Below are 18,654 nucleotides of genomic sequence, written 5' to 3'. Positions count from 1 at the left end.
AGAATGGGAACATGATCATCATTCTTCACTTTATGGAGGGAGATTTATGGAAAATGCTACGAACCAGCCTGTCATTCAAAAGGGGCAAAGATGGAGTAAAAATACTGTAGATGGGTTTAGGATGCTGGGGAGGATAAAGGTGGGAGTGATTCCTCTTCCGCTATATGCCGTGATCGCGCTAATTGTTTATGCGGCTGCAATTACAGAAAGACTTCCGAACGATCTATTAGGCGGGTTTGCCGTCATCATGATTTTAGGTATATTGCTCAGTGATCTGGGAGCCAAACTTCCGCTGCTTAAACATATAGGCGGGCCAGCCATTTTATCCCTTATGGTTCCATCGTTAATGGTATTTTGGAATATGTTCAGTCCATCTGCGATGGGGGCTGTGCACACGCTTATGAAAACCTCGAATTTTCTTTATTTTTACATCGCATGTCTAGTAACCGGCAGTATTCTTGGTATGGATCGCAAAATGCTGATGAATGGAATTGTCAAAATTTTTGCCCCCATTATCATAGGATCTATTGCTGCTGTTGCCGTCGGTATGGTGGTGGGTATGGCTTTTGGCTACAGTGCTTATCATACATTTTTTTTCATCATCATTCCGATTATTTCCGGCGGGATTGGAGAAGGCATTTTACCGTTGTCCATTTCGTATGGGATGGTACTGGGCAAGGATTCTGCAGTATTCGTATCCCAGTTTATCCCGGCTGCAATTATCGGTAACATTGTTGCAATTATAGGTGCAGGCGTCTTGAAGAGATTAGCGGAGAAAAAACCAAAAACTTCTGGTAACGGAAGGTTGTTAAAACTCGAAAAAAACAAAGGTGAGTTATCTCCGGTAAACTTGGGACAATCCGTTTCTTTTCCATTAATGGGTGGTGGTCTGTTGTTGGCCTGTACTTTCTTTATTGTGGGTAAGCTGCTGGAGCCGTATCTCCATATTCCAGGGCCGATTCTCATGATTCTGGCGGCGGCATTAATTAAATGTATTCAGATCATGCCGAACACATTGGAGCAGGGAGCTTTTCATTTGTACAAATGTATAACCGCTAGTCTGACGTGGCCCTTGATGGTGGGGTTAGGTATTTTGTATGTGCCATTAGATAGTGTAGTTGGGATTCTAACGGTTCCTTATGCGATTACCTGTGCATCTGTAGTGGTTGCATTGATTGTTACTGGATACTTCACAGGAAAATGGATTCACATGTATCCCGTAGAAGCTGCTTTGGTGACCAGTTGTCGCGGCGGATTAGGGGGCACGGGCGATGTAGCCATTCTGTCTGCATCCAATCGGATGGAACTGATGCCTTTTGCCCAAATTGCTACACGGATTGGCGGGGCGGGCACGGTCATTTTAGCCACCTTGTTACTCCAATTATGGAGCTGATGAGATTTATACACAGGACTGAGTTTCATATCCAATAGAGGCATGAAAGGACGGAGAAAAATATGAGCAGTTTAATAGATGAGATTAGAGAATTACATGCAGGTGGCAAAATGGAGACCTTACCCAAGAAGCCAATTGAAACAATGGAGGGGTTATCCAAAGTTTATACGCCGGGTGTAGCTGAAATTTGCATGGAAATCGCCAATGACCCAGCCAAAGCATATCAATTAACGATCAAAAAAAATACAGTAGCGGTCGTATCAGATGGAACCGCGGTACTTGGATTGGGAGATATCGGGCCAGAGGCTGCTATGCCTGTGATGGAGGGTAAAGCAGTACTGTTCAAACAATTTGCAGGTGTCGATGCATTCCCCATCTGTCTCAATACGAAGGACCCTGATGAGATTGTTCAAATTGTCAAAATGATCGCTCCTGCCTTTGGCGGCATTAACTTGGAAGATATATCTTCGCCACGCTGTTTTGAGATTGAAAGACGGTTGAAGCACGAACTCGACATCCCAGTATTTCATGATGATCAGCATGGTACGGCAGTTGTTGTATTAGCAGGTTTGGTCAATGCACTAAAGGTATGCGGCAAAAAAATGGAAGATGTCAAAGTCGTATTTGCCGGGATCGGTGCGGCAGGTATGGCCTGCTCCCGTATGCTGCTCAAGGCAGGGGTACGCAATCTGATTGGCGTGGATCGGCAAGGAGCCATTCACCGTGGTGTAGAATACAGTAACCCGCATTGGACAGAGTATGCGAACATGACTAACCCGCATAATTTAAGTGGAAGCTTATCTGAGGTGATTGTGGGAGCTGATGTGTTCATCGGTGTGTCGGGTCCAGATATATTGACTGTGGAAGACATACAGAGCATGGCAACTGATCCTATCGTGTTCGCTATGGCGAATCCGAAGCCGGAAATTGATCCGGCTATAGCCTTACCTTATGTGCGAGTGCTTGCTACCGGCCGCTCCGATTTTCCTAACCAGATTAATAATGTATTGTGCTTCCCGGGAATTTTTCGGGGCGCTTTGGATTGCCATGCCAAGACGATTAACGAGGAGATGAAACTGGCAGCCGGTCTTGCCATTGCTGATGCCATTTGCCCTGAGGAGCTAAGTGAAACTTATATCATACCGAATGTTTTTAATGCGAAGGTGGTTCAAAAGGTACGGGATGCTGTTATTCGCGCAGCCTTGGAGACAGGAGTAGCCATGTCAGGTGAAACTCCGGCTACTACTTTACATCCATAAAAAGTTATGTTCTTCACAAACTTTAGTTCATGGTCTTGGCCTGCTGTTCTTGATAATGTCTGTATCTGTTTAGCCCTTCGTGGAGAATATAAAGTCTTGCCAATGAGCAGGCTAAAGTAAAGCGTAACGATCCATATTCTCAAACAAGAGTTGCGCTCAATTACTACACAGGGGGTTTTGGAATGGGCGAAAAAAATATTTTGGCGTATTTCAAAAGTCCTGAGGAAGCACAGGGAGCCGCGAGAAAGCTGGAAGCTCTCCGGGTAACGGATATGTCGATAGATCGTTTTAGCCGCTATCCGCGGCAGTCTACGGGCAACGCCGGACTGCCTGTGTTTTCGGGACAGATTAACAGCTTGTCTTCACTAACGCAGGGAGTGGAATTTACAGATCGTAGTCCGGCGATATTGGCTGCGGCTGACCCTGCTGCCAGTGGCATGAGTGACGGAGGACAAGGTGGACCGACGGGCCGCGATATTTTATTGACTGCTGTGGTGGATGAGTCCATTCATCATCAGGCGATGTCCATCGTGGAACAAGCGGGTGGAATGCTGTGACAAGTTTGGAAGGAGCAGTGACCGATGTCTAAAAACAAACGGTTCGATAAAGTGCTGACCAAAACCGAGAAAATCAAACGCATGCAATCTGCCAAAAACGAGGATGTTGAGTTCTCGGCAGAGCTGGCAGATGCAGAGGATCTGGAAGCGATCCGGCGTAGTGAAGTAGCTGACCGCCGTCAGCAACGTATCATAAACGACAACGAGTAGAATACAATAAGGCGGGTATCCCATCTAAAAAGGTGATTTGCGGGATAGCCGTCTTATTTGTGTTTTCCCCTTGTTCTATTTATTATCCGCTATATGCTGTTACGCTAAAACTAGAGGGCCTGAAGACAAAGGTAGTAGTCGCAGGTGGTTTGATTTTCAAAAATGAGTCCATCTGCTTTTTTGAACTCCTATGCGAGTATATAGTACAATGTAATGTATGCATGTGAAATGAGGAGGAAATGTAAACCATGTTGTGGAATGAAATTACAATACATACAAGCGAGGAAGCTGTCGAAATGATTTCGAATTTTCTGCACGAAGCAGGTGCAGGAGGGGTTTCCATTGAAGAATCCGGTTCGCTCAACAAGCCGCGGGATACGTCTTATGGACAGTGGTACGATCGCCCTTTGAACGATATTCCTGAAGGACAAGCGATCATCAAGGGCTATTTTGCTGAAGAAATAGACATGGACAGCGTGCGTGCACAAATTGAGCCGCGGGTTGAACAATTGAGAACATTTGATATTGACCCTGGCGAGGTTCGGTATGAGCTGAAAACGGTCAACGAGGATGACTGGGCTAATGCCTGGAAACAATATTTCAAGCCTTTGCGTGTATCGGATCATTTGACCATCAAACCGACTTGGGAAGAGTATGAGCCTGCGAGTGAAGATGAAAAAATCATTGAGCTTGATCCGGGTATGGCCTTCGGCACTGGTACACATCCGACGACATCCCTTTGCCTGAGAACGCTGGAATCCGTGATTCAGGGTGGAGAAGAAGTCATTGATGTTGGTACAGGCTCCGGTATCTTAGCCATTGGAGCGATAAAGCTGGGAGCAAAGCATGTACTTGCCTTGGATCTCGACCCGGTGGCAGTATCGAGTGCGCGTGAAAATACGCGTTTGAACGGACTGGAGGAACGTATCACCATTAAAGAAAGCGATTTGCTCTCCGTGCTCAATGCAAGTGATCCAACGCTGGGTATTCAACTGCCGGTCAAGCTCGTGGTAGCTAATATTTTAGCCGAGATCATTTTGCTGTTCATTGATGATGTATATAATGCCCTACAGCCAGGCGGTATTTATATTGCTTCAGGAATTTGGAAGAACAAAGAAGAGGCTGTCGAAACCGCATTGAAAGCTGCTGGCTTTGAGATTGCCGAAATCAACCGGGATGAAGATTGGCTGGCGTTTGTGGCGAGAAAGAGGTAAGCATGGATTTTTTACAAAGTATTTTTCGGGTAAATTTAAATGTCCTTCCATTTTACTTGCTGGCTGTGATCATATCGTTTACGGTGCATGAGTTTGCTCATGCGTATTATGCCAATAAATTTGGCGATCCTACGGCCAAGCTACTTGGGCGCGTGACTTTAAATCCGGCAGTTCATATTGATCTGCTGGGTACGCTGTTACTGTTGATCGGAGGCTTTGGATGGGCCAAGCCAGTCCCGGTCAATCGTGACAATTTTAGCCGTCCGCGCCTCATGGGCATTATTGTATCGGCTGCTGGTCCGCTGAGCAATCTGCTGCTTGCATTTGTGACTACGCTGATCTATGCTGTGCTGCTTCATTTTCAAGTATTGCCGGGAATGGAGAACCAGCGGGTGGCACAGGCAATCTATTTATTTATCAATGCACTGATCAATTTGAATCTGTTTTTGTTTATCTTTAATTTAATTCCACTGCCTCCACTCGATGGCTACCGGATTGTGGAGGATGTGGCTCCCACTCCTGTGCGCCGCAAGCTCCAGCAGTTTGAGCAATGGTCGATCTTTATTTTTCTGCTTATACTGATAATTCCGCAGGTACGAGCTGTAACGATTGAACCTCTTTACACGCTGTCTCAGATGATTTATATACAGTTTTTGCAGTTCTCTTTTTACATTACCGGACTGTTCGGAGCCTAAGGGCTCCCTTTTTTTTACGAGAATCGGTATAACATAAACAGAAGAGGGAACAGACTGGTCATACAGGAGCAAAAGATGATATGATGGTGCTTGGTGATTTATTCGGAATTTGTACGGAGCGTTAATGGATAATAGTTATTTTTAGAATAGGTGTGAGAGAATGCAGCGTTATTTTATTCCGGCAGAGCAATTTCTAGAAGATCACGTAATTGTTACGGGTGAGGACGCACGGCATATTGCCAAAGTCATGCGCGGCCGTAGTGGCGACAAAATTATAGTCAGTGACGGGGTATCCAGGGAAGCGCTGGCTGCATTGGATACGATTGAGCAGGATCATGTGAAAGCGACGATTATTGAACCGCTGGAGATGACCTCTGAACCGTATGTTCAGATCACCATCGCGCAGAGTCTTCCTAAAGGGGACAAGATGGAGACAGTGATGCAAAAATGTACGGAAATCGGAGCCACCGGCTTCGTACCGTTTTTATCGGAGCGTACGGTCGTACAGTATGATGCCAAAAAGGAAGGCAAGCGACTGGAGCGTTGGCGCAAAATTGTGAAAGAAGCGGCTGAGCAAAGCCATCGCAATCGGATTCCGGAAGTTAGCGCACCCCTGACGTGGAAAGAACTTCTGGCTTCTTTTGCTGGGTATGATTTGATATGTTATTGTTATGAAAAAGAGCAGGGTCGGCAGCTACGGGATGTAATCCAGCCTTTTGCAGGACACTGGGCGTCCACAGACAAGCCGCGTGTGCTCGTAGTTGTGGGCCCGGAAGGCGGCTTTACTGAAGCGGAAAGCCTAGAGGCCGAGCAGGCCGGGGCACAGTCTACAGGACTGGGAAGACGTATTTTGCGTGCGGAGACCGCAGGTATGGTTGCATTGGCATGCATTTTATATGAGACAGGAGAAATGGGAGGGGTTTAATATGCCATCAGTGGCATTTTACACATTAGGTTGTAAGGTAAACTTTTATGATACAGAAGCGATCTGGCAGCTGTTCAAAAAAGAAGGTTATGAGCAGGTGGATTTTGACGAGCAGACCGCTGATGTCTATTTAATTAATACATGTACGGTTACGAACACCGGTGATAAAAAAAGCCGTCAGATCATTCGTCGCGCGATTCGCCGAAATCCAGATGCCATTGTGGCAGTGACGGGCTGTTACGCTCAAACTTCTCCAGCTGAAATTATGGATATTCCAGGTGTTGATCTTGTTATTGGTACGCAGGACCGAGATAAGATTATTCCGTTTGTAAAGGAGATCCAAGAGTCGCGTCAACCCGTAAACGCGGTGCGTAATATAATGAAGACCCGTGTGTTTGAGGAAATGGATGTACCTGATTTTGCTCATCATACCCGCGCGTTTCTAAAAATTCAGGATGGCTGCAATAACTTCTGCACCTTCTGTATTATCCCGTGGTCGCGGGGCTTATCCCGCAGCCGTGATGCGGCGAGCATTATCACACAGGCGCGTCAACTGGTGCACGCAGGCTACAAGGAAATCGTACTCACGGGTATCCATACGGGTGGTTATGGCGACGATATGGATAATTATGACCTATCCGATCTGCTGTGGGACCTGGAGAAAGTGGAAGGGCTGGAACGTATTCGTATCAGCTCGATTGAAGCCAGCCAGATTGATGAAAAAATGCTGGACGTGCTGAAACGCTCCAATAAGCTGGTTCGCCATTTCCACATACCGCTTCAAGCAGGGGACGATACCGTGCTGAAACGGATGCGCCGCAAGTACACGACAGAAGAGTTTTATAACAAAATGCTTATGATTCGAAAAGCAATGCCAGATGTAGCGATTACAACAGATATAATTGTCGGCTTCCCTGGAGAAACGGACGAAATGTTCCGCAATGGCTATGAGCTGATGAAAAAAATCGGTTTCTCGGAAATGCACGTGTTCCCGTATTCCAAGCGTACTGGAACGCCTGCGGCGCGTATGGAGGATCAGGTTGACGAGGACGTGAAAAATGCACGTGTGCGTGAGCTGATTGAACTGTCTGAGCAAATGCAGCTGGCATATGCTGAGAAGTTTGTTGGTCAGGTGCTGGAAGTTATTCCTGAAGTAGCCCCTAAAGGGACAGAAGATAGCGGCATACTCTACGGTTATAGTGACAACTACATTCAACTGGTGTTTGAAGGTAATAAGGATCTGGTTGGTAAGGTGTGCCGCGTGAAGCTGACGAAGGCAGGCGTTAATGAAAGTGAAGGCCAATTGGTCCGCGTATTGGAGAATGGGCTGCAAACAGCTTTGTAAAATAAAAAGAGCCTGAACAGGCAATAGCGATGGCCAACAAGGATTTCGCCTTTCCTTACAGAGAGGACGGAATCCTTGTTGCGCAAGGAAAGGAGATTACAGGATGGCAGCAAAAAAGGAAATTTCCGCAGGTGGCGTAGTGTTCCGCAAACAGGAGGAGCAACTTGAAATTCAGCTGATTACTGACCGATATGGCAAGATATCTTTGGCTAAAGGCAAAATGGAACCAGGTGAAACAATCGAACAAACAGCTCTACGTGAAATTCGTGAGGAAACAGGGCTGAACGGACGAATTATTCAGCATGTGGATATGATTGCTTATACGTATCAGCACCCTGAATATGGGGAAGTGGACAAGGAAGTTCATTATTATCTCGTAGAGGCACTGGATGGGAATTTACAGGCACAGATTGAAGAAATCAAAGGCGTCGCATGGCATACGCCCGAAGAAGCTTGGCGTCTTCAGCGCCAGGGTGGATATGACAACAATGATGTCATTCTAAGCAAGGCGCTGTCCATGTTAGGAATTAACGTTTAGTTCTATGGAGGGACATACGCTCCTCTATACGTGTCCATATAGGTAAATAACAGAGGGGCAAGGCAAGCAGAGAGCTGATGACGTTAAACAGGGTTTGGGCATGCGCTACCTTGGCACCGGGCTCGGTAGATATCCAGGTGGCGACCATATCCAGTCCAGGGATCAACGGCATAAAGAGCAATGCCCCGCCTACGTTCAACAGCACATGGGACCAGGCCACAAATTTTCCAGACACGCTGCCGCCAACAGCGGCAATCAGGGCAGTCACGCAGGTGCCTACATTGGAGCCAATGACGATGGCGATCCCTACATCGACTGGTAAGGCACCCGCAGCAGCCAGGCTAATCGCCATACCAATGACGGCTGCGCTGCTGTGAACCAGTGCGGTCAGGCAGGCACCCGCAGCGAAGGCCCACCACATGTTGGCTGCAGCATGATCAAGAAACCAGCGGAATAGTCCGGCCTGTTCAATCCAGGGGCCGACGGCTTGCATCACACGGATACCTGCCAGAATCAGCGAAAATCCGGCAAAGACGAGGCTGATAAATTGTACAGCCTGTGGGCGGCTGAGCCCATTAGAGCTGGGTGAAGCTCCGGCAGCTGCATACTGGCGGCCAGCGACCGTTTCTCCCCACAGAACGGCAGTGCCCCAGCAGAGCAGTGAACCGCATAGCAACGGAACAGCCAGCTTGCCAAGCTGAAGCCCCATCAGCTCGGTCGTCAGGCAGGTGCCAATATTGGTGCCGAGAATGATGCCGAGCGTGCGGCCGTAGGTCAACAGCCCGGCGTTGACCAGTCCGATCGTCAGCACCGTTACGGCGGTGCTGCTTTGCAGTAGGGCGGTAATGCCTGAGCTGAACAGCATTCCCCGCCAAGGGGAAACCGTAGCCCGGTTCAGCCAGCGGGTAAGGAAGGGGCCAGCCAAATGCCGGAGGGCAGCTTCCATCAGCTTCATTCCACCTAAAAAAATAAGCAGCCCACCGCACAGTGGGAGTATAACATGTATGAACACGGCCATAGCCCCCTTTTCTAGGTGAAAATACTTATGTAACAGCCTATGATCTGTCAAGGACAGCCATGACAAGCATGGGTGAGCAGTTTTTTACGGAACAATAATTTTGAAGTATCTTCACAAGCTCTAAAAGCGTGACATCGATATACAGGCGGGCAGTAGCGAAGCGGTTCATTTGAATCTGGAGAAGCGCCAGCGATCGTACGAACAAATGAACCGCAGAGCTGCGTCCCATCGAACACCACACTTTTAAGGACTTTAAGTAATTCAAGAATAGGAGTGAAGGATTTTGCCTTCAGTAATATTAGAACGTAGCCGCAAAAAAAGGCTGGAGCAAGCACACCCTTGGGTGTTTAAAAATGAAATAGCCAAGATTGAGGGTGATCCAGAAGCAGGTGATTTGGTCAACATCCTTAACCATCAAGGTCGTTATTTGGCGACAGGTTACTATAATCCTGCTTCGCAAATTACAGTGCGTGTGATGTCCTATGAGCCGCTGGAAGTGATGGACCAAAGCTTCTTTGCCCAACGTTTCCGTAATTGTTTGGAGCATCGCGAACGCTTTGTGACTGGGGGGAACGCTTATCGCTTGGTGTACGGCGAGGCTGATTTTTTGCCTGGGCTGATTGTAGACCGTTTTGGTGATGTATTGGTCGTTCAGCTGTTAACGCTTGGCATGGATCGGCGCAGGGAAGAAATCAGAGATGCGCTTGTTGAAGTCATGGGGCCAGTTGGTATATATGAGCGTAGTGATGTATCCATCCGCGAGCTGGAAGGGTTGGAACAGACGAAAGGTCCTTTGTACGGCGATTGCCCGCGCCATGTGGTGGTGACGGAAAATGGCTTACAAATCAAGGTCGATATCGAAGAGGGCCAAAAGACTGGCTATTTCTTTGACCAGCGTGAAAATCGCGCGGCTATCGCGCCGTTGATGACAGGTTGGGGAGCGCGTAGCGGAATTACGTTACAAGAAGTAGCTGCAACCCCAGGCGATGACGCCACAACGGTCATGAAGCCTGTGAATAAAAGTGGTAAGGTGGTTGAATTCCCATTCTGGGACGGCGCAACTGTATTGGAATGTTTTTCACATACAGGTAGCTTTACGCTCAATGCGTGTAAACATGGTGCGAAAAAAGTAACTTGTCTGGATATTTCTGAACATGCGATTGAAAGTGCTCGGGATAACGTGAAGCTGAACGGTTTTGAGGATCGCGTCGAGTTTGTCGTCGACGATGCTTTTCAATATTTACGTAATCAGGTGAAAGGTGTAGAGGAACGCACCGCGCGAGCGGGGGGCAAAGGAGATACATCCAAGCCGCTGACTGCGGGTGGCGGACGCACCTTTGACGTAGTTATTCTGGATCCGCCAGCTTTTGCCAAAACGAAGAGTGCTGTCAAAGGAGCTACACGTGGATATAAAGATATCAACCTTCATGGGATGAAGCTTGTCAATGAGGGCGGTTATTTGGTAACGGCGAGTTGTTCGTTCCATATGCGGCCAGAGCTGTTTTTGGACACGATTAAGGAAGCGGCGACAGATGCCGGTAAAACCCTCCGACTGGTAGATTGGAGAGCGGCAGGGAAGGACCATCCTCAAATTTTAGGTGTGGAGGAAGGTCATTATTTGAAATTTGCCATCTTTGAAGTGCGCAGCCGGACACGGCTGTAGACTTTATACCCTTGTTAAAGGTAATCTATTTTTAGGCGATAAAGATAACTAGGTGAAACAAACTCATTTTTAGTATAAATCAGTCCTGTAGAGAAGGCTTGCACCAAGCCATCCTGCGGGACTGTTTGTTTTTGAGAAGGGCTCAATTGCTACAACATGGCAAACGTACGTTCTTTTCTCCTTTGTCTGATATGCTATACTGTTTAATAGAATGTTTTTGGTTGGAAAGGAGGCCGCATCATGTCGGTCCGCTTATTGATTGGCCGCTCTGGTAGTGGTAAAAGCACGTTAATCCGCAATGAAATGACGTCTATGTTACGCGAGGAGCCGCTAGGTAAACCTATGCTGTTACTTGTGCCCGAGCAATCGTCATTTGCTTCAGAGCATGCGTTGCTTACAGAAGCCGGAAACGGTATTCAGGGGTCGGTTCGCGCCCAGGTGATGGGATTCCATCGTCTTGCCTATTTAGTCATGCAGGAAACAGGGGGTTCAGCCCTGGTGCCTGTAACAGAAGAAGGCAAGAAGATGCTTTTATATAAAATTATTCGTCGTCGCAAGGATGAACTGAGTTTGTTTAAGGATTCGGGAGACCAACTCGGTTTTGTGGATCGGTTGAATACGTTGTTTACAGAGTTAAAGCAGTACGGAAATGATGCTCGGTCTGTACCGGAACAACTGGAGAGAATGCATGCTGCGGGGGAGTCCGCCCCGATATTAAGAGGCAAGCTGAAGGATATCGGCCTAATCTATGAGGATTTTGAACGGGAGCTGACGCTTAAATATATCGATGGTGAAGATACGCTTCGCATGCTAACAGAACAGATTGCACAGTCTTCACTTATACGCGGAGCAGACATTTGGATGGATGGCTACCGAAGGTTTACACCGCATGAATATAAGGTGGTGGAGCAACTTATGCTGCACGCCTCCTCGCTGACGGTGGCGTTGACCTGTAACCGCAGCTACGAAAGTGGCCAGCTTCCGCATGAGCTGGATTTGTTTCATCCTTCGGCGGCTACCTACGTCAAGCTTAAAGGAATGGCAGACGAGCTGATGATTGAAACGCAGACACAGTTATTACGTCCTGATCCGATGCCGAGATTTAAGGAGCGTCCAGCGTTGGCGTATTTGGAGGCTAATTTCGAACATCGTACAGGGCTGTGGAATCAGGAACAGCGGATGCGGCTACAGCAGCTACGAGAGCAATGGGCAGATACACAACCGGAGGGTATAAAGCTGTATGCTGCAGCAAATCGCCGTGCCGAGCTGGAAGGAGCCGTACGCGAAATGCGCCGCTTGGCCCGTGAAGAGGGCGCGCGTTATCGGGAGATGGCCTTGTTTGTGCGTCATATTGAAGACTATGAGCCATGGGTGGAACCGATATTCAAGCAATATCAGGTCCCGGTATTTTTGGATCAGCGGAGAAGTATACTTCATCATCCCTTAGTGGAATTGATTCGGGCTTCACTGGATATCGTGCAGCGACGCTGGCGATATGAGGATGTATTTCGTGCGGTCAAAACAGACCTTCTATTGCCGCTGGACGGTCGAGTGAGCCGCGAGCAGATGGACCGTCTGGAAAACTATGTGCTGGCCTGTGGAATACAAGGCAGCCGTTGGACAGATGGCCGACCATGGCAGGCTGTACCCAGCTTGTCACTGGAGCTGGAGGAACAGGAACGGAACCGTCAACGGGATGAAACGCTGGATTTGATGGAGTTGTGCCGAGATGTGATTGTGACGCCTTTACATGCTTTTGAGAAGCGTATGGGTAAGGCACGAACGGCGCTTGAGAAGTGTGAAGCCGTGTATCTGTTGCTGGAGGATGCAGAAATTGGTCACAAGCTGGACGCCTTCATTCATCAGGCAGAGGAATCAGGAAATCCTGAGCAGGCGAAGGAGCACCGCCAGGTATGGGATGCGGTGCTTGAATTGCTGGATCAAATCGTCGAAATGATGGGTGATGAGAGACTGGATACTGCTTTGTTTGCGGGTGTGCTGGAAACGGGATTGGCTGAGTTCCGTATGGGGCTTGTTCCACCGGCTCTGGATCAGGTACTGGTCGGAAATACGGACCGTACACGTGTATCGGGTATTCAACATGCCTTTGTGCTAGGGATGAACGAAGGAGTAATGCCGGCTGTGTTCCATGAGGATGGTGTGCTGAATGAGCAGGAACGTACGGCATTGAACGAACAAGGCGTAGACCTGGCACCAGATATGACAAGACGTCTGTTGGACGAACGCTTTCTCGCTTATACGGCCCTTACCTCAGCCGGTAAAAGCCTATGGATGAGCTATGCGGTGACTGATGAAGAAGGCAAGCCATTGCTGCCGTCAGAGTTAGTGCGACATGTGCGGCAACTGCTTCCTGGTCTGGATGAACGTCCACTGGCCGGATACCCTTTGCCTGGAGACGCTTGGACGACGCAATGGGAGTATGCTTCCCATCCGTCCGAGGCTTTGCCGCAGCTCATTGCGCAATTACGGCATTGGCGGCGTGGCGGTGATATTTTATCTCCCTGGTGGGAGGTGTATAACTGGTATGCCAGCCAGCAGGGGCGTGAGAAGGACAAGCTGCGTCAGCTGTTGACCTCACTTTTTTACGAAAATCATGCCGAAATGCAGAAGGAAACGAGTCGCCGTCTATATGGCAGCAAGCTGCGCACCAGCGTATCTCGTATGGAACGTTTTGTCGCATGTCCATTTTCTCACTTTGCCTCTCACGGTCTTCGTTTGAAGGAACGTCAAATGTATCGTCTGAAGGCTCCGGATATCGGACAATTATTCCACGCAGCGCTTGGTGAGATGGCGATCAATCTGCGTGAACGCAATGTCAGCTGGGGAAGTCTCAGCACCGAGGAATGTCGCCAAGAGGCGGAAAGTACGGTGGAGCGTTTGGCACCTCGTCTGCAAGGCGAGATTTTAATGAGCTCCAAGCGGTATGGCTATATTTTGCGCAAGTTAAAAGACATCGTGAGCCGTGCTTCGCTAATTTTGGGTGAACATGCACGGAGAGGTAGCTTTGAGCCGATTGGGCTGGAGTTGGACTTTGGACCAGGTCAGCTGCTTCCTCCGTTAAGCTTCCGACTAGATAACGGCGTTGTGATGGAAATTGTCGGACGGATTGACCGTGTGGATGTGGCAGAAGGAGAAAAAGGATTACTTCTGCGTGTCATTGATTACAAGTCCAGCCAAAAGGATCTTAAGCTACATGAGGTGTATTACGGCTTGTCCCTGCAAATGCTCACGTACCTGGATGTGCTGTTGAATGCGGCGGAGGAATGGTTGGGCGAGACTGCTTATCCGGCGGGTACACTGTATTTTCACGTCCACAATCCGATGCTGCAATCACCTAATGGCCTTAGCGCAGAACAGGCTCGTCAGGAGCTTTTGAAACGCTTTAAGATGAAGGGATTGTTGCTTGCGGATCGGGATGTAGTTGGGCAAATGGATACAGCATTGGACAAGGGATATTCCTCTATTTTACCTGTTGCGGTGAAAGCAGACGGCAGTTTTTATAGCAGTGCTTCCGTTGCTTCGCCTGAACAGTGGGATAGCCTGTTAGCGTCGGTGCGCAATAACATTCGGACGATTGGTACACGGATGACAGAGGGCGATGTTGCCATTGAACCTTATCGCATCCAGCAAGAAACGGCATGTACCTTCTGTTCTTTTAAGCCTGTTTGTCAATTTGATGACAGTCTGGAAGGCAGTGATTACAACCAATGGGGGAAACCGGGTAAGGATCAGGTCTGGGATCTGCTCGGTCATACACAGGAAGGGAAAGGAGGAATGAAGCAATGATAGGCACGTCAAACGCTAAAGGCTTGCCGAAGCCGGAAGGAAGTATGTGGAGTGATGATCAGTGGCGTGCCATTTCGGAGTCTGGTAACAACATGCTGGTCGCGGCAGCGGCGGGTTCTGGTAAAACAGCAGTGCTGGTAGAGCGTATTATTCGCAAAATTGTCGATCCCCGGCTCGGCTTCAGTGTGGATCGGTTACTAGTGGCGACCTTTACGAAGGCTGCAGCCGCTGAAATGCGTCAACGGATACGCGAAGCCCTGGAACGTGTGCTGGAACAGGAACCGGAAAGTGAACATGTGCGCCGACAGCTATCGTTGTTGAATCGCGCCTCAATTACGACACTTCACTCTTTTTGTATGGAGGTCATCCGCAGGCATTATCAGGCCATTCCTCTTGATCCCGGCTTTCGGATTATGAATGAGCATGAAACAGAATTGCTGCGCCAAGAACTATTAGAAGAACTGTTTGAGGAGAAATATGAGGCCCATGATGAAGGCAGCACATTCCGCAGACTGGTCGACTGGTTTAGTGGAGAACGCACCGATGATGCCATGTATGTGCTTGTTCAGCGGTTGTATGATTTTTCGCAAAGTCATCCTTGGCCGGAGCATTGGCTGCGGGAGACGGCAGCAGCATTTCGTGTACAGGATGTAGCTGCGTTGGGGGAGACTCCCTGGGTTCGCAGTATTTTGGCGGATGCTGCACTTTCGTTGCGCGGAGCCGCGAGTTTGCTGGAACAGGCGCATGAAACAGCTATACAGGCTGGCGGTCCTGCACCCTATGCCATGACGCTGCAAGAAGATGCGGCGATGGTGAAGGAATTGCTGCAGGAGCTGGAGACACAGCCGTGGGCATCCTTGTATGATCATTTTCAGGCAGCGTCCTTTGGTAAGCTCAAGCCAGTCAAAAAAGATCAAACCGAGCCTGCATTGCAGGAACGGGTTAAGACGCTACGCGAGGCTGCTAAGAAAATGATTACAGATATGAAGGCTTCCCTGTTCGGTAGGAGAGCAGAAGCTTATTTGGAGGAACTGCATGCGACGGCTCCTCTGATGGACGAACTGGTGGAGACCGTGATTGCTTTCGGGGAACGATTTCAACAGCACAAGCAGTCAAAAGGACTGGTGGATTTCGGGGATTTGGAGCATTATTGTCTCAAAATATTAAGACATCCCGACTCCACTCCGTACAAGCTGCTCCCTTCCGATGCTGCACTTGAATACAAGGCACAGTTCGACGAGGTGTTGCTGGATGAGTATCAAGATACGAATACCGTACAGGAAGATATCGTTAGACTGGTATCACGCGAGGAACCGGGTAACCGTTTTATGGTGGGAGACGTGAAACAGAGTATTTATCGGTTTCGACTGGCCGAGCCAGGGCTGTTTTTGAATAAGTATCAACGGTACGGTATGCAGGAGCAGGAAGATGGCTTTTTGATTGATCTGGCGCGTAATTTTCGCAGTCGGGAGGAAGTTGTCGATGCGGTTAATTTGGTGTTCCGCCAGATTATGAGTGTGGATGTAGCGGAAATTGAATACGATGAACGAGCATGGCTGGTGCACGGCGCGTCCTATCCCGAGAAGACAGAGCAGGAAGCTGCGTCTGCATACGCACCTGAGCTGCTGTTAGTTGATAAAGGTGGACGTGGTCTTTCCGAGACTTTGGAGCTACCTGAAATGGGGGACGAATCGGCTTTACAGGAAAGTGAGCTGGCCGAGCTTGCGGAGCTCGAAACGGCACAGTTGGAGGCTCGTGCGATCGCGCAACGGATTAAGGAGCTGACTGGAGATACTGGACAACCACTGTTGATTTACGATAGGGGATTAAAAGCGATGCGTCCAGCAGTCTACGGTGATATTGTCATTTTGCTTCGTTCAGCAAGCGTATGGGCTCCCTTAATTGTCGAGGAACTGCGGCTTGAGGGCATTCCAGCCTCTGGAGAGCAGACGACAGGCTTTTTTAAGGCAACGGAAGTTGAAGTGATGTTGTCCCTCCTGCACATTATTGATAATCCGCAGCAGGACATCCCGCTTGCATCCGTGCTTCGTTCGCCAATTGTCGGCTTGACCGAAGATGAACTGGCACAAATTCGGCTAGAGAAGCCGGATGGATTATTTTATGATGCATTGCTGGCGGCAGCAGAGACTGAACAAGTCGATCAGAGCGTAAAAGGGACCTCTGCTGACGTATTGGAGATGGATCTTTTCACTGAGGACTCGCTATCTCCACCCCACTCTGTCCATAGGGACGACGGCAATACGTTGTCTGCCCGACTACGCTCATTTTTGCGTAATTTGGACGCATGGCGGCAGGAAGCCAGACAAGGCAGCTTAAGTGCATTGATTTGGAATGTGCTGGAGGAAACAGGATATCTAGATTGGGTGGGTGGATTGCCTGGCGGCTCACAGCGTCAAAGCAACCTACGGGCCTTATATGACCGAGCGAGACAGTATGAGACTTCTACGTCCAACCGTGGCTTGTTCCGATTCCTGACCTTTATTTCCCGTCTGCGGGAGCGGGGCGGTGATTTAGGATCGATCAGTGGGGGGACTGAACCCGATCAGGCTGTCCGCATTATGACCATTCATAAAAGTAAAGGACTTGAATTTCCTGTTGTGTTTATTGCGGGGACGGCAAAAATGTTTAATCAGCAGGATCTGAATGCGCCGTTTCTAATGCACAAGGAGTTGGGATTTGGTCCTAAATATGTGGAGGAACAAAACCGTGTCAGCTACCCTACGCTGCCTAATTTAGCGATCCGTCGACGCTCACAGCTGGAGCTGTTGGCTGAAGAAATGCGTGTGCTATACGTAGCGCTTACGCGTCCGCGTGAAAAGCTGATTATGACCGGAACCGTGAAGGATCTCGCTTCCCGCGCAGCGGGTTGGGCGCGTGCCAAGGAGCATACGGAAACAGTATTACCAGACTATATACTGGCGGCAGGTCGCAGCTATCTGGACTGGGTAGGTCCTGCATTGATTCGGCATCCTTCTGCAACTTCGCTGAGGAAAGCGGCAGGGGATCAGGAGGGGGACTATCACAGACTGGAACACATGCCGGGGGCAGATTGGTTATTTAAAATCGTAGCCTCAGAAACACTTTCTGGCTCTCGTGTGAACTCGGATCGTGAAGAAGAGGTATCGGCCGAAGAACGCCAAAAGAAAACTGAAGCACTGAGAAATGTTGAGCTAATCGAATTAGACGAAGAAAGTGAAACGGATATTGCTGCGGCTCTTTCTTGGACCTACCCGTATGAACGGGCGGGCAAGACAGCAGCCAATACATCGGTCACAGAGATGAAAAGATGGCTGGAGATGCAGGAGATTGGATCGGACGATTGGCTGAATCTATCTTCTATCTCCCAACAAGCAGACTTACCAGAAGATTGTGAAAATTCTGACACTGGGGGCAGTCAATTACACTTGCGCAGACCTAAGTTTATGGGGAATCAGCGACTGACTCCTACGGAACGAGGAACGGTCTATCATACGTTGATGCTGCATCTGCCCTTAGATGGAGTAATGAGCGCTGAAATTATTGAGGAAACAAAGGCTCGTTTGCTGAATCAACGCATTTTACTGGATGTTCATGCAGAGGCGCTGGATACGGATAAAATATTAAGATTTTTCTCAAGTGAGCTGGGGAGCAGAATGTTGCGTTCATCCCGTATTCAGCGTGAGCTTCCGTTTACTTATACCATGCGGGCAACCGATTACTGGAATCACAGTTTACCTGTGATGCTGCCAGAACAGAAGACAGTTACGGAAGGCGGGCAGGACGATAAAGTGCTGATGAACGGGATCATTGATTGTCTGTTCGAAACTCCCGAAGGACTGGTGCTGCTGGATTATAAAACAGACCGGGTCTCCGAATATCGTACGCTGTCACATTTAACGGACCAATATCGTTTTCAATTGGAGCTGTATGCCCGTGTGATTGAAGAGATTACAGGCAATAAGGTTGCTGAGAAATGGTTGTATTTTATAGAAGCTGAAGAGAGTGTGCGGTTGTAGTTATATATAGATAA

Annotated in this window: 13 protein-coding genes; 12 read left to right on the top strand and 1 reads right to left on the bottom strand. The window is 48.7% G+C overall.

Features of this window, described 5'->3' with window-relative positions; translation table 11 throughout:
• Positions 1 to 46: 46 nt before the first annotated feature.
• The 9 genes from PPM_RS17840 (at position 47) to PPM_RS17800 (ending at position 8,136) form a co-directional block, all read left to right on the top strand.
• The gene (locus PPM_RS17840) at positions 47 to 1,393 is read left to right on the top strand and encodes a 2-hydroxycarboxylate transporter family protein (protein ID WP_013372171.1); all 1,347 of its coding nucleotides are present in this window, start codon (positions 47 to 49) and stop codon (positions 1,391 to 1,393) included.
• A 62-nt stretch (positions 1,394 to 1,455) separates the two neighbouring features.
• Positions 1,456 to 2,652, top strand: a complete 1,197-nt coding sequence (locus PPM_RS17835) for an NAD(P)-dependent malic enzyme (protein WP_013372170.1) — start codon at positions 1,456 to 1,458, stop codon at positions 2,650 to 2,652.
• A 182-nt stretch (positions 2,653 to 2,834) separates the two neighbouring features.
• The gene (locus PPM_RS17830) at positions 2,835 to 3,209 is read left to right on the top strand and encodes a hypothetical protein (protein ID WP_013372169.1); all 375 of its coding nucleotides are present in this window, start codon (positions 2,835 to 2,837) and stop codon (positions 3,207 to 3,209) included.
• 24 nt (positions 3,210 to 3,233) lie between these two features.
• The gene (locus PPM_RS17825) at positions 3,234 to 3,419 is read left to right on the top strand and encodes a YfhD family protein (RefSeq protein ID WP_016324562.1); all 186 of its coding nucleotides are present in this window, start codon (positions 3,234 to 3,236) and stop codon (positions 3,417 to 3,419) included.
• Positions 3,420 to 3,667: 248 nt separating this feature from the next.
• Positions 3,668 to 4,633, top strand: a complete 966-nt coding sequence (gene prmA, locus PPM_RS17820; RefSeq protein ID WP_013372167.1) for a 50S ribosomal protein L11 methyltransferase — start codon at positions 3,668 to 3,670, stop codon at positions 4,631 to 4,633.
• A 2-nt stretch (positions 4,634 to 4,635) separates the two neighbouring features.
• Complete coding sequence (locus PPM_RS17815) at positions 4,636 to 5,328, top strand: site-2 protease family protein (protein WP_013372166.1); 693 nt, start codon at positions 4,636 to 4,638, stop codon at positions 5,326 to 5,328.
• Between the two features lie 160 nt (positions 5,329 to 5,488).
• On the top strand, positions 5,489 to 6,253 hold the full coding sequence (locus PPM_RS17810) for a 16S rRNA (uracil(1498)-N(3))-methyltransferase (protein WP_013372165.1): 765 nt from the start codon (positions 5,489 to 5,491) through the stop codon (positions 6,251 to 6,253).
• A gap of 1 nt (position 6,254) precedes the next feature.
• On the top strand, positions 6,255 to 7,598 hold the full coding sequence (gene mtaB, locus PPM_RS17805; protein ID WP_013372164.1) for a tRNA (N(6)-L-threonylcarbamoyladenosine(37)-C(2))-methylthiotransferase MtaB: 1,344 nt from the start codon (positions 6,255 to 6,257) through the stop codon (positions 7,596 to 7,598).
• Positions 7,599 to 7,701: 103 nt separating this feature from the next.
• Positions 7,702 to 8,136, top strand: a complete 435-nt coding sequence (locus PPM_RS17800; RefSeq protein WP_013372163.1) for an NUDIX hydrolase — start codon at positions 7,702 to 7,704, stop codon at positions 8,134 to 8,136.
• Here PPM_RS17800 and PPM_RS17795 read toward each other — a convergent pair.
• Entirely contained in the window at positions 8,126 to 9,148 is a 1,023-nt protein-coding gene (locus tag PPM_RS17795) for a Na/Pi cotransporter family protein (RefSeq protein WP_013372162.1), read from the bottom strand. The two genes, PPM_RS17800 and PPM_RS17795, sit on opposite strands and share 11 nt — an antisense overlap.
• A 289-nt stretch (positions 9,149 to 9,437) precedes the next feature.
• Here PPM_RS17795 and PPM_RS17790 point away from each other — a divergent pair, with 289 nt between their 5' ends.
• The 3 genes from PPM_RS17790 (at position 9,438) to addA (ending at position 18,640) form a co-directional block, all read left to right on the top strand.
• A complete protein-coding gene (locus PPM_RS17790) occupies positions 9,438 to 10,817 on the top strand; it encodes a class I SAM-dependent rRNA methyltransferase (protein ID WP_013372160.1) in 1,380 nt (459 codons plus the stop codon).
• Positions 10,818 to 11,057: 240 nt separating this feature from the next.
• Positions 11,058 to 14,624: a helicase-exonuclease AddAB subunit AddB gene (gene addB / locus PPM_RS17785; protein WP_013372159.1), complete on the top strand. Its 3,567-nt coding sequence runs from the start codon at positions 11,058 to 11,060 to the stop codon at positions 14,622 to 14,624.
• Positions 14,621 to 18,640 carry a helicase-exonuclease AddAB subunit AddA gene (addA, locus tag PPM_RS17780; protein WP_013372158.1) on the top strand — a complete coding sequence of 1,340 codons (4,020 nt, stop codon included), beginning with the start codon at positions 14,621 to 14,623 and terminating at the stop codon, positions 18,638 to 18,640. Before addB ends, addA begins: the two co-directional genes overlap by 4 nt.
• The last annotated feature ends 14 nt before the right edge of the window (positions 18,641 to 18,654 follow it).

It is taken from the genome of Paenibacillus polymyxa M1 (assembly GCF_000237325.1).
GTDB classification, from domain to species: domain Bacteria; phylum Bacillota; class Bacilli; order Paenibacillales; family Paenibacillaceae; genus Paenibacillus; species Paenibacillus polymyxa_C.
The sequence above is the reverse complement of the archived record's forward strand: the minus strand, read 5'-3'. Positions and strand labels throughout refer to the sequence as shown.

What these genes read in the sequence shown, in the direction of transcription:
- prmA (WP_013372167.1), top strand. Translation starts at nt 3,668, where the DNA reads ATGTTGTGGAATGAAATTACAATACATACAAGCGAGGAAGCTGTCGAA.
- PPM_RS17840 (WP_013372171.1), top strand. Translation starts at nt 47, where the DNA reads ATGGAAAATGCTACGAACCAGCCTGTCATTCAAAAGGGGCAAAGATGG.
- mtaB (WP_013372164.1), top strand. Translation starts at nt 6,255, where the DNA reads ATGCCATCAGTGGCATTTTACACATTAGGTTGTAAGGTAAACTTTTAT.
- PPM_RS17830 (WP_013372169.1), top strand. Translation starts at nt 2,835, where the DNA reads ATGGGCGAAAAAAATATTTTGGCGTATTTCAAAAGTCCTGAGGAAGCA.
- PPM_RS17825 (WP_016324562.1), top strand. Translation starts at nt 3,234, where the DNA reads ATGTCTAAAAACAAACGGTTCGATAAAGTGCTGACCAAAACCGAGAAA.
- PPM_RS17800 (WP_013372163.1), top strand. Translation starts at nt 7,702, where the DNA reads ATGGCAGCAAAAAAGGAAATTTCCGCAGGTGGCGTAGTGTTCCGCAAA.
- addA (WP_013372158.1), top strand. Translation starts at nt 14,621, where the DNA reads ATGATAGGCACGTCAAACGCTAAAGGCTTGCCGAAGCCGGAAGGAAGT.
- PPM_RS17835 (WP_013372170.1), top strand. Translation starts at nt 1,456, where the DNA reads ATGAGCAGTTTAATAGATGAGATTAGAGAATTACATGCAGGTGGCAAA.
- PPM_RS17810 (WP_013372165.1), top strand. Translation starts at nt 5,489, where the DNA reads ATGCAGCGTTATTTTATTCCGGCAGAGCAATTTCTAGAAGATCACGTA.
- addB (WP_013372159.1), top strand. Translation starts at nt 11,058, where the DNA reads ATGTCGGTCCGCTTATTGATTGGCCGCTCTGGTAGTGGTAAAAGCACG.
- PPM_RS17815 (WP_013372166.1), top strand. Translation starts at nt 4,636, where the DNA reads ATGGATTTTTTACAAAGTATTTTTCGGGTAAATTTAAATGTCCTTCCA.